The sequence below is a fragment of the Phormidium yuhuli AB48 genome, assembly GCF_023983615.1.
GTDB lineage: Bacteria > Cyanobacteriota > Cyanobacteriia > Cyanobacteriales > Geitlerinemataceae > Sodalinema > Sodalinema yuhuli.
Window position 1 is genome coordinate 4041094 of sequence record NZ_CP098611.1, and the last position, 12393, is coordinate 4053486.

General features: G+C 51.8%; 8 protein-coding genes. 6 read left to right on the plus strand and 2 right to left on the minus strand.

Annotated features, from left to right (window positions below):
- Positions 1–15: 15 nt before the first annotated feature.
- On the plus strand, positions 16–315 hold the full coding sequence (locus tag NEA10_RS17365) for a hypothetical protein (protein WP_252662607.1): 300 nt from the start codon (positions 16–18) through the stop codon (positions 313–315).
- Here the strand turns inward: NEA10_RS17365 and rimO are convergent.
- Entirely contained in the window at positions 308–1636 is a 1329-nt protein-coding gene (gene rimO / locus NEA10_RS17370; RefSeq protein WP_252662608.1) for a 30S ribosomal protein S12 methylthiotransferase RimO, read from the minus strand. The two genes, NEA10_RS17365 and rimO, sit on opposite strands and share 8 nt — an antisense overlap.
- 188 nt (positions 1637–1824) lie before the next feature.
- Between rimO and NEA10_RS17375 the strand changes: the two genes are divergently transcribed.
- From NEA10_RS17375 to NEA10_RS17395, 5 genes are all read left to right on the plus strand, one after another.
- Positions 1825–1962, plus strand: a complete 138-nt coding sequence (locus tag NEA10_RS17375; protein WP_192925050.1) for a hypothetical protein — start codon at positions 1825–1827, stop codon at positions 1960–1962.
- 87 nt (positions 1963–2049) lie between these two features.
- On the plus strand, positions 2050–3171 hold the full coding sequence (locus tag NEA10_RS17380; RefSeq protein ID WP_252662609.1) for a hemolysin family protein: 1122 nt from the start codon (positions 2050–2052) through the stop codon (positions 3169–3171).
- A 331-nt stretch (positions 3172–3502) separates the two neighbouring features.
- Positions 3503–4237: an alpha/beta fold hydrolase gene (locus NEA10_RS17385; RefSeq protein WP_252662610.1), complete on the plus strand. Its 735-nt coding sequence runs from the start codon at positions 3503–3505 to the stop codon at positions 4235–4237.
- Positions 4238–4337: 100 nt separating this feature from the next.
- Positions 4338–4772: a ferritin-like domain-containing protein gene (locus NEA10_RS17390; protein ID WP_252662611.1), complete on the plus strand. Its 435-nt coding sequence runs from the start codon at positions 4338–4340 to the stop codon at positions 4770–4772.
- A 106-nt stretch (positions 4773–4878) separates the two neighbouring features.
- On the plus strand, positions 4879–5859 hold the full coding sequence (locus tag NEA10_RS17395; RefSeq protein ID WP_252662612.1) for an FTR1 family iron permease: 981 nt from the start codon (positions 4879–4881) through the stop codon (positions 5857–5859).
- 42 nt (positions 5860–5901) lie between these two features.
- On the opposite strand, the gene NEA10_RS17400 is transcribed toward NEA10_RS17395, so the two are convergent.
- Positions 5902–12324, minus strand: coding sequence for a PAS domain S-box protein (locus NEA10_RS17400; protein WP_252662613.1), 6423 nt, complete (start codon positions 12322–12324; stop codon positions 5902–5904).
- Between the last annotated feature and the right edge of the window lie 69 nt (positions 12325–12393).

Sequence of the window (12393 nt, forward strand, 5' to 3'; positions counted from 1 at the left end):
CGTCTATAAGAGTTGATGCGAGTTACACGACTAGAAGAGGGAGTTCTCTATGTACATCGGGAGGATGTGCCCCCCTTTAAAAAGGGAGGGGCTGTCACTCGTAATAGCTATTTTTGGGCATTGAAGTCCATTGCCGATCGCGCTGCGAGGGGCAAGGATTGGGAGTTTGAGCGATCGGTCTGGATTGCCCTGTGTCGGATGTTACTCTCGTTTTCTGAGAGTGGTTATCTGGGGTTTCGTGAGACGGTGTTGGAGTTCCCCCTGGGGACTCGGATTCCGGATGAGTTGCGGGCCTGTTCTACCCTACTTAGCTAACTAGCTCCCCATAGAGATCGTAGGGGTCAGCATCAATAATCTTCACTGAAACCAGAGTCCCTAATTGTGGGGAAGTCTCAGGAGAACCCTCTACATAGATCACCCCATCCACCTCGGGGGCAAAACGAGCCGAACGCCCAATCCATTGTCCCGTACGGGGATTGAGTTCCTCTACTAACACCTCAACCACCTGGCCGATTTGCGCTTGATTGCGTTTGTGGGAAATTTCCTGTTGAATCGACATCAAGATATCCCGTCGCTCGTTCATCACCTCTTGGGGAACTTGATGATCCATAGAGAAGGCTGGCGTTTCTTCTTCGGGGGAGAAGGTGAACACCCCCACATGATCAAACTCATGACGTTTGACAAACTCCACCAGATGCTGGAAATGTTCCTCGGTTTCTCCGGGGAAGCCGACGATAAAGGTGGTGCGTAAGACGGCTTCGGGGAGGGCCGTTTTGATGCGATCGATAATCTCGTCATTCACTCGTCCCTGCCAAGGACGGTTCATGGCCTTGAGAACCTCAGGATGAGAATGTTGTAGGGGTAAGTCTAAATAAGGTAGGGCATTGCTAGTCTCGCGAATGGCCGTCATCACCACTGGGGTGAGGCCCGTGGGATAGGTGTAGTGCATCCGCACCCAGGGAATCTCCACCTTGCCCAGTTCTCGCAAGAGTTCCGCGAGTTTGGGTTTACCGTATAGGTCAACTCCGTAGTTGGTGGTAATCTGTGAGATGAGAATTAATTCCTGTACCCCTTGTTCGGCCAGTTGTTTGGCTTCGGTGATAATGGACTCGATGGGGCGCGATCGCTGGTTACCCCGCAGATGGGGGATAATGCAAAAGGCACAACGATAGTCACAGCCTTCGGCAATCCGCAAATAGGCAAAGCCTTCGTTGGTGGTGCGATAGCGAGGGGTGGACTCGTCAGCAATGTAGGTGGGATTGGCGGATACTTCCTTCACCCGTTCCCCCTGCTCGGCCCGCTCGATGACATTGACAATCTTGTTATAGTCCCCAGTGCCCACAACGGCAACGGCTTCGGGGATTTCGTTGAGGAGTTCCTCCTGGAAATGCTGGGCCATGCAGCCGGTGATGACGATTTTTTTACCCTCTTCAGCCAGTTCCACTAAGGTTCGCACCGACTCTTCCCGCGCCGCCTGGATGAAGCTACAGGTGTTGACGATGACGTAATCGGCGAAATCTTCGTTCGCGTCAATGTTGTAGCCGGCTTGCAGCAGTAGGCCGAGCATATGTTCCGTATCGATACGATTTTTCTCGCAGCCGAGATGAGAGACGGCGATGGTGGGAGTACCAGACATAGATGTGTTGTAAGGGACGTTGAGGGGACAGCCAAGAGGTTAGGGACTTACCGTGACCGGTTGTGGTTGGGTCACACGCACTTATACTACACTAACACTGGGGCAGAGAGTTTTGTCCGCTCAGGCGTTATACCCTCCTCCCCACTCGTTCATACGAGACCTGTACAGGTTTACCCCTAGTCTGCATTATGACTGACCTCAATCGTGGCATCATGAAGTTTAAAGGTGCGGATACCCCTGTGGCGATCGCACTATCTTCGGTTTTGATTCTCGGCGGGATTGCCTTCTTGCTCTGGTGGGCCTATCAAACTGCATATGCCGGATAATCCCCCATCCGTTGAGAGGATATCTTTGAGAAATCCTGGTTTTGTCGTTAGACAAGCCAGGGTTTCTTGCGTTTTGGAATCATGATCATGTTGCTTGTTTCATCATCGTCCATGTCCTTGCTCGTTGCTGTCTATGATAATCCTCCTCTCTTGGGCAGCGTTTGGCTCGATATTTCTATTTTAGCCTTCATGCTCTTGTTATCGGGGTTCTTCGCGGGCTCGGAAACGGCTCTGACGGCTCTGGATAATTTCAAAATTCGTTCGTTGATTCAGGAGCCAAAGAGTCCCAAGTTTATTTTAAATACTTTATTAGAAAATCGTGCCCGTTTTATTATTACTCTTTTAGTCGGAAATACCTTAGTTAATAATCTTTCGGCAATTCTAACCAGTAATTTATTTAGTATGTGGCTGGGCAATCGAGGGGTGGGAGTGGCTACGGCAGTGATCACCTTTTTGGTTTTAACCTTTGGAGAAATTGTTCCTAAATCTGTTGCTATCAATCATGTTTTACCTATCTTTTTAACGGTCATCCGTCCAATTTATTGGCTCTCAAAAGTTTTATCAATCCTGCGTGTGATTCAGCTTTTTGAGTTGATTACGGAGTTGGCCCTCAAGCAATTTAAGTCCAAGTCAGGCCAGCCGGGGGAATCCTTGCGGGATTTGCAGTTGATGATTGAGGTGCTAGGGGGTAAGGGTAAGTTAGATTTCCATAAACATCAGCTTCTTAACAAAGCATTGATGCTCGATAGTTTGAGTGCCAAAGACGTGGTTAAATCTCGTATCGAAATGCGGACGATCGCCTACAATGCTAGCTTACAAGATTTGGTGGATTTATGCTTAGAAACGGGCTACTCTCGCATTCCCGTTCAGGAGGAGTCCAAGGATTGTATTCTCGGCATTGTTCACCTAAAACGGGCTCTACAACATCTGCGATCGCACCCCGAGGGACATGGAGATCTCGTCACCACTGTGATGGACTCCCCGGTTTATATCCCAGAAACTAAACGGGTCGCGGATTTACTCAAAGAGATGCTACAACAGCGACTGCATCTAGCCATTGTGGTGGATGAGTATGGGGGAACGGTGGGGTTGGTCTCTCTCGAAGATATCCTAGAGGAACTCGTGGGCGAGATTTACGATGAAAGTGATTTCCTCAGTCGTCTCGAACGAGCCAAGACATTAAGACCCCCCGAGCCCTCCGATTCATAAAATGCTCCCGAGGGGCGATCGCCCTAATCATTCTCATTAACGAAAACCTCTACTTCCTTAACTATTGCCCCTAAAAGCTCATAAAAGCCCTATTTCATAGCACTTTAAAGGCAAATGTTCTCGGGAGTTTTGATAACAGGCTTAGCTATTTATTGCGAATACTAATTTAAAATCTCTAAACCTATTAGGGAAATATATTTAAAACTATTGCTAATATTTCTCAAAAATGGGCCGTAGCTGCTACGCTAAAGCCAGCACTATTGAAGATTATTCTCAATAAGCTGCCATTCATTTGAGAATCACTCACCCAGTTCTTTTGTTTAGTCGTGCCATGTCCAACAGTCCTCAAGTCATCTGGCTCAACCCCAACCCGAGTTGGCGGCGGTTTCACCGTCCCCTCATGCAGTATCTTTCCCAAACCCGGGTGCTTGCAGAGTGGGAATACTCCCAAACGGCTGATGAGCCAAGCTCTTTAGACATAGCCGTCAACCTGTTGGATGAGTACCTATGCACGCTTAACCAGCCGGTTCATCTGATCGGCCATAGCACCGGGGGAACCGTCGGGTTACTCTATAGCCGGCGTCATCCCGAACGAGTCAAAACCCTGAGTCTGTTGGGGGTGGGCTGTCACCCCGCCATAGATTGGCAAGCTCATTATTACGTGCAACGTCAACTGTTGCCCTGTAGTCGTGAGATGCTTCTGGGGCAGATGGTGCGGTCGATTGTCGGCTCCTGTTCTTGGGAGGATACAAAATTAGGGATCAAAATCCTAGAAGCCGACTTGCTGCGATCCCCCTCCCCTCATTCCCTCTATCACCGCGATCACATCAGCCCCGCAGGCGTCGCCGTGCCCCTGTTTGTTTGTGGCAGTCGGGGTGATACCATTGTGGACCGGCGCCAACTTCAAGGTTGGATTCCTTGGCTCAAACGGGGCGATCGCCTCTGGGAGCATCCAGGGAATACCCATGTGTTCCATTATTTTGATCCCAATTCCGTGGGCGATCACATCCGCAGTTTTTGGCAATATCATGCCCAGACCTGCTTTCTCCATCCCCAAGCCGCTTAATCCAGGGAGAGACAAACCTCTCCGTTCCTTGACAATTGCAAGAAATTCCTGCGATACAGTAAATAAAGTGTCACACCCAACTACTGCAACCTTAGCCTTCATGAAAGACCTCAATCTAGAAAAGACCATCGAACTTCTCAACACAATTATGGAGTTCGAGTTAGCGGGGGTAGTCCGTTATACCCACTATTCCCTCATGGTGACCGGTCCCAACCGCATCCCCATTGTTGATTTCTTCAAAACTCAAGCGAGCGAGTCCTTGCTTCATGCCCAGCAAGCCGGAGAAATTCTCACAGGCATTGGTGGACATCCGAGTCAACGGATTGCCCCTATTGAAGAAAGTTATCAACACTCAGTCTCTGACCTGCTCAAGGAAAGCCTGAATCATGAGCAAGAGGCCCTGGACATGTACAAACGGCTTTTAGAAACCGTGGAAAATGCCAGTGTCTATCTCGAAGAGTACACCCGGGGCATGATCGGCACCGAAGAACTCCATACCATCGAGTTGAGGAAAATGCTTCGGGATTTTAGCTAGTGAGCGACAGTCCGAAACCTCCCCAAATGGGGGGCGATTGACCCAGACGCCAGCCCCAAGCGGCGTATAATGACCGAGAGACCCCTTTAACCCAACGCGATCGCCCATGACCCTAGATTTGACAGCTGCTCTCCCCACCTTCGTCATTACGTTACGAGAAGGCTTTGAAGCTGCCCTGGTGGTGGGGATTGTTCTGTCCTGTCTCAAAAGAGCGCAGCAATCCCAACTGAACCGTTGGGTCTTTAGCGGGGTGGGGGCCGGAGTGGGGGCGAGTGCCTTAGTGGGTTGGTTGTTTTACCTGGGAATGGGAGCAATGCGCCGCTCTCAACAGCCCTATGCCCCCATCGTCGAACCCTTATTAGAAGGCGTCCTCTGTCTGGTGGCGATTCTCATGCTCAGTTGGATGTTACTGTGGATGACCCAACAGGCGCGATCCCTCAAAGGGGACATCGAGGGCGCAGTCACCGAAGCCTTAGCCCAAGACCTGAGTTCCGGGAGCCATCCCCCCAGTCACCCATCGGTGAGCCAAGGGCCGGCCGCCGCTTGGGGAATTTTTAGTCTCGTCTTTATTGCCGTCTTGCGGGAAGGCTTTGAAACCGTTGTCTTTATCCTGGCTAAGTTTCAGCAAGGATGGGTTCCCACCCTAGGGGCCCTAGCTGGATTAGCTGCCGCTGCGACCTTAGGACTGTTACTATTTCGCACCGGCGTCAAAATTAACGTCCGTCAGTTCTTTCAGGTCATGGGTCTGTTGCTTCTGTTGATTGTCTCGGGGTTAGTCATTTCCGCCCTAAAACAGATCAATGGAGCCGTCGAGGCCTTAGCACACCAGCAACCGCAATTTGCCAATTGGTGTAACCCCGATGGGGTCTCTTGTGTCTTGGGGGGACTGGTTTGGGATGCCCGAGGGCTGTTACCCGATCAAGAATTTCCCGGAATTATCCTCAAAACCCTCTTTGGCTATCGCGATCGCCTCTATGTGGCCCAAGCGATCGCCTACGTTAGTTTTCTCAGCACAGCAGGCTGGCTCTACTTCCTCAGTTTACAGAGCACCTCTACAAGCAAACCCCAAGGATCTCAATCCAGCTAACGAGAAAGCCGCTCGGGCCCGTTATCACAGTCTCACTCAACCCTAGAACTCCTGAGACGTTAGCCTCTGACGAGTCTTCTCCCGTAAATCCAGTAAGGCCTGTTTCACCGGTTGATACTGGTCTAACAGGTGGGCAAGCCGTTGTTCATGTTCCGCCGCCGTTGCCCCCAAAGCTCGTTGTTCAAAATCTGAACAGGCTTGAGAGAGGTGGGTCGCCCCGAGGGTTGCGCTGGTGGACTTGAGCGTGTGGACTAGCCGCTGTAGCCGCACCTTATCCTGTTTAGCGATCGCCTCCTGACATTCCGACAGGTGTTGGGGCACCTCCTGCAAATAACTCTCAATGACTTCCAAAAACATTTGTGAGTCATCCTCTCCCACCAGTAACCAAAGAGATTCCAACGCCTCAGGATTCAACACCGGTATCTCCCCCCCCAGTGGAGTCAGCTCAGGGGTTGGGGCAGGGCTTAAGGAACTCGGGGAACTAGAAGCCACCGGCGGACTCGGGTTTGGAGTCGGCGTCCCCGGAGTTGGGATTGTTCTTGGCCGGATCAGCTCCGGAGAAATGGGGGTACATTGAGCTAAAGCCTTGGCCAACTGCTCCACCCGAATCGGTTTACTCACATAATCATCCATCCCCGCCGCCAAACAGGTTTCACGATCGCCCTGCATAGCATTGGCCGTCATGGCAATAATCCGAGGTTTCGGGAAAGGGAAGGTTGCCGAATCCTTGACAATACGACGAGTTGTTTCCAACCCATCTAACTCCGGCATTTGCACATCCATCAAAATCACATCATAGGGTTGTCGGTGCAGGGCACCAATCACCTCCAAACCATTAGCTGCCACATCAGCACGATAGCCCATGCGCTCAAGAATCCGTAACGCCACCTTTTGATTAATGGCATTATCTTCGGCCAGGAGAATCCGCAGATTGAAACCACCTAGGGGCTTGGGTTCAGGCTTCGGAAGCGGTAAGGGTTGGGGTTGCATCACCCCCTGTCCCAGAGCCGCCACCAAGACATCATAGAGTTGAGATTGTTTAATGGGCTTATTGAGAAACGCCACAAAATTGAGACTCTCATAATCCCGACGAATCTCCGGCTTGCCAATTGACGTAAACATCACCAGGGGTAAGTTTGCCCCCTCGGGCCGTTGACGAATCTTTTTCGCTAAGGTCAACCCATCCATTTGGGGCATCTGCATATCCAATACGGCCACATCAAACCGGGCCCCATCCTCCAGGAGCACCAACGCCTCCGCTCCCGACGCGGCTGCAAAGGGTTGCATTCCCCAAAATTGGGTTTGGCGAACCAGAATCTGGCGATTGGTGGCGTTGTCATCCACCACCAGAATCCGAGCCTGTTGTAAATCCGGTTGGGTTTGGGTCAGATCCCGTAGACGGGAGAGGGCGATCGCCCGGGCCCTAAACGTAAAGGAGAACGTCGAGCCCACATTGACCACACTCTCAACCCACATCCGTCCCCCCATCAACTGACAGAGTCGCTGGGCGATGGCCAATCCCAACCCCGTTCCCCCATATTCCCGAGTGGTCGAAGCATCCACCTGACTAAAGGGTTTAAAGAGGCGATCTAAGCGTTCTTGAGGAATCCCAATCCCCGTATCCCGGACAGAAATTTGAATTTGATGGGTGGGATGCTGATGAGAACTATCCATCACCTCCGCGAGCGAATCCTCCTGAAGCGGTGACGCCGCGACCGACAGCACCACCTCACCCCGGGCCGTAAACTTAATGGCATTCCCCAACAGATTCACCAAAATCTGGCGCAGCCGCGTCACATCACCCATCACACTATTGGGAACCGAGGGTTCAATAAAACAAGCCAATTCAATGCCTTTTTCCGCCGCTCGTGAGGCTAACAGATCCAACGCCCCTTCCACACAAGTGCGTAACTCAAAGGGATGTTCTTCGAGATCTAACTTCCCGGCTTCAATTTTCGAGAAATCCAGGATGTCATTGATAATTGTCAACAGGGCATCCCCACTGGTGCGAATCGTTTCCACAAAATCTCGCTGCTCCAGGGTCAGATCCATATCCAACAATAAGCCCGTCATCCCAATCACCGCATTCATTGGGGTACGAATCTCATGGCTCATGGTCGCCAAAAACTCGCTTTTAGCCTGGTTCGCCGCCTCCGCCGCCTGACGGGCCTGTTCCAGGGCCAGATTTTGTTGAGCCAGTTGTTCCCGTTGGTGGGTTTCCCGTTCCAGGAGTTGCCCTTGTGCCACGGCAATTCCCACCTGATCCGCCACCGACTCCACTAACTCAATTTCACTTTGTCTCCAATAGCGGAAGCGATCGCACTGTTGCAAGACAATCAAGCCGTTCACCTTCCCCTTATAGGAGGTGCGCACAGCCAACATCGATTTTAAGGAGATCTCCCGGGAGAGGGACGCTAGGCTATTGAGAACCGGATCCTCAAAGACATTGCTTACTGGAACCGCGCGATCGCTCCGTAACACCTTTTCGAGATGGGGGTTGCCAATCACCGAGAGATTAAACCCCATGATCGAGACCGTCTCCGGGCTGAGATATTCTGCCATCATCGGGGCCTGGGGTTGCGGCTCCTCCTCATAGGCATATAACAGACAGCGATCGCTGTGGATTGCGCCCCCTAGAAGCGTACATGTGGTTTGGCAAATCTCCTGTAAATCGAGTTTGGAGCGAATCTCTTGGGTAATCGTCCGCAACAACAAGGTTCGTTTAAAAGAGCGTTGCACCTCCTTCTGAGCCGAATGGCGCTCAATCTCCCCACCCACCCATTGAGCCATCAGGCGCAACAGTTCACAATCGGCCTCAGAAAACGGGCCCGCTCCTCGCGGTTGAGGCGAGCAAAAAGAGAGGGTTCCATAAACATCCCCACCCACCAGAATCGCCACCCCAAAATAGGACTGCAAGCCCCGCAAACGATGACCCCCCACATCCTGCCAAGGGGAATTTTCAATCTGTTCAATGGCTAACACCTGTCCCACATTAGGGTGACGGCGGATTTCCTCTAGCAGTAGGCCATCAAAGGTTTCAGCGAGATTAAAACTATCCCCTGGAACCGGGGGAATTAGGGCCCGGTCTGGGATATAGACCGAGAGGAGTTCATAGCGATCGCCATCGACGCGGCCAATGGTCCCAATGTCCATCTTGAAGCGTTCCGCCCCCATCTTCACCACCTGGGCCAGACGAGTCTCAAACTCTAAACTCTGATTTGCCGTCACCTCATAAAGGGAGCGAATTGTCGCTTCACTTTCCCGTAACCGTTGTTCCGCCTGTTGGCGTTCCATCACCTCCGCCTGAGCCTGAGCGTAGAGTTGGGATTGGCCAATGGCGATCGCCACTTGGACACTCAGTTGCTGAAGTAATTCAATCTCCGAACGTTGCCAAGGTCGGGGTTGACGACATTCATGGGCCACCAACAAACCCCAAAGTTGGCTCCCATCCTCCATCATTCCTCCAGAGGTCTGATCCTGGGGATTATGGTTCAGAACCACCGGAACCACCAGATTCGCCCGCACCTGAAGTTGACGGAGCAAATTGCGATGACATTCATCCAGAGGAACCGCCTCAATATCATCGAGGGCACTAATGCGTCCCTCGCGATAGGAATTGACATAATTGCCCCGGAAACAAGGGTCTTCAATAGTGCGTCCCAACAGTTGTAGACAGCCGGGTTCGACGGATTCCACCACAATATTGCCACTCCAATCGGGATGAAACTTATACAGCACCACCCGATCCGTATGCAGAAACTGCCGGACTTGGTCGACGGAGGTTTGCATCACCGACTCAAGATCTAGGGATTGACGGATGCGTTGAGAAATGGTCGAGAGGAGGCGTTCCCGTTGCAGTTGTCGTTCTAGAGCTGCTTCGGCTAGTTTAATATCACTAATATCTTCGGCTACCCCAACAACCCGATAAAGTTGCCCCGCATCATCGCGCACCGGGAAGGCTCGGGCCCGAATCCAACGTAAGCTTCCATCAGGATGAAGCAGCCGATATTCCCGATTGTAATGGTCTGAGACTGGGTTTCTCAGGTCGTTGAGAATACGAGGGCGATCCTCGGGATGAATCCCCTCAATAAACTTTTTGCCATCTCGATAGAGTTCTGTGGCGGGATGACCCCAAAGTCGTTCATACGCTGAACTGACATAGAGAACTTGCAACGTTTGAGGATGACTAATCCAGAAGACACTATCAATGTTCTCGGACAGTTGACGGAAGCGCTCTTCACTCTCCTGCAAGGCACTTAACATGCTGCGCGCCTCCGTTACATCGCGACAAGCGCACACTAAGAGTCCATCCTCCGTCATGGACAGAGAGACTTCCTGCCAAAAGGTACTCCCATCTCGACGTTGCGCTAAGGTATCCCCACGCCAATGGCGATCGCGCTCCAATATGGGGAAGATCTCTTGTTCAATGCGTGTGACTTCTTGGGGGGGGTACAGATGATGCCAGGTCTGACCCATCAACTCTTCAGGACGGTTATAGCCAAACAACTCCACATGAGCTTGATTGAGATAGGCATAGGTTCCTTCATGAGCGTTGAGGAGGGCAATTCCATCCATGGCCGCCTCAACAGCTAGGAATTGACGACGCAGACTTTCCTCATTCTGCTTGCGTTCAGTGATGCTTAACCCGGCACCACGAAAGCCATTGACATTGCCCTCATCATCAAATAGGGGAATACCATTGACCTCCTCCCAGACCACTGTTCCATCAGGGAGGCGATCGCGGTATTCAAGTTTGAAACTGGTGCCGCGCTCCGTGGCTCGGTCTAAGGTCTGTCGCACCTGAGGGATATCCTCTGCCACCATAAACTTAAAGGGCGTTTCCCCTAAAACTTGACCCGACGGGTAGCCTTTCACCGCTAGGACCCGATCGCTGACGAAGGTATAACGGGCCTGTAAATCCATTTCCCAGAGATATTCCCCCGCCGCCTCAGAAACATCACGAAAGCGTTGCTCACTCTCCCGCAATGCCGTTTCCGCGCGCACGCGATCGCGGATATCCCGGCCAAAGGCGCAATTTAACTCCGTCTCACCCAAATGGACATAATTGGCCGTAATCGCCATGGGGATTTTTTCTCCATTCGCCGCAATATGGAACACGTCCAACTGCAACGACGACTGTTCTCGTAAGGCTTGCCAATGCTGTTGCCAGATCTCGGGAGTCATGGTTGGGTCGAGATCAAAAACACGGCGGCTGAGGAGTTGTTCCCGGTCGTAGCCCAATACCTTACAGGCGGCATCATTGACATAGGTAAAATTGCCCTGAGAGTCTAGCCAAAAGACCAAATCCGCACAAGCATCCACGGCGAACTGGGTTAAGCGTAATCCCTCCTCCGTACGTTGGCGTTCCGTCACATCACGAAAATTCCAAACCCGGCCCACAATGCGATCGCCAATAATCTGGGGTTGAGAATAGCGTTCAAACACCCGTCCATCCTTGAGATAAACTTGATCAAAACTATTCTCCTCGGGATGCTCTAAGAGAAAATAGACCTTTCGTTTAAACGCCTGGGGGTCAGACAGGAGGGGTTCAATCGCTGCGATAACCTCCCAGCCTTTCCGTTTCGCTAACAGAGAATTCGGCAACTCCCACAGTTCCTGAAACTGACGATTGTAGGTAATAATTTCTAAATTTTCGTCCGTCGCCACAATCCCGTCGGCCGTGGAATCAAAGGTTGCTTGTAACAGAGCCGAAAACTCCGAGCGTTCCCCTTCAAGGCGTTCCCGCTCCTGGATTTCTCGGGTGAGTTGTTCATTGGCTTGGGAGAGTTCTGCTGTGCGATCGCGAACCCGAGCCTCTAAATCCGCATAAGCTTGATGCAGGGCCTCTTCTGCCTGTCGTCGTTGGCTGATATTTTGCACCAACGAGGCCACCCCAATCACCTCACCCTGGGGATTGACAATCGGGGTGTTATACCATTCACAGTACAGGAGTTCCCCCTCCCGATTGACATTAGTGTTCGTACTGCGACTGCCTCCCTCCTGTTGCAACAGAGCCGACCAAACCGCATCCACATGAGGGCGATCGGCTTCCGGGACAAGAATCTCACTGGCGTGTTTTCCCAAGACCTCAGATTGGGAATAGCCAAATATCCTTTCGGCCGCTGGATTCCAGGCCACCACACAGAAATTGTGGTCCCACTCAATGACAGCGAGGGGACTCTGTTCAACCAATAAGCGCAGTTTTTGTAGAGCTTGTAAAGACTCCAAGGATGAGTCCTGGGGGGTGTCAGGCATAGTAACAGACGTAGGACTGGGTAAGTGAGCGACGGGTTGAGGCTGACGCACAGAGCGCTTGGCTAGGGCCAGCCAGACTCCCAAAACAGTCAAGCTGAGAAACCCCCCGATTAGGGGTGGATTCTCTAACCCCAATATACCGACCCAGGAGTCTTGCCCAAGGAAGATAAACAACAAGGCTCGGTGCATCATCAAGACTTGAGTGGACATGGCAAAACAACAGGACAGGTATAGGCCATGGGGTTCAAGGTCACTAACCCACATCAACCCCATGGGAAC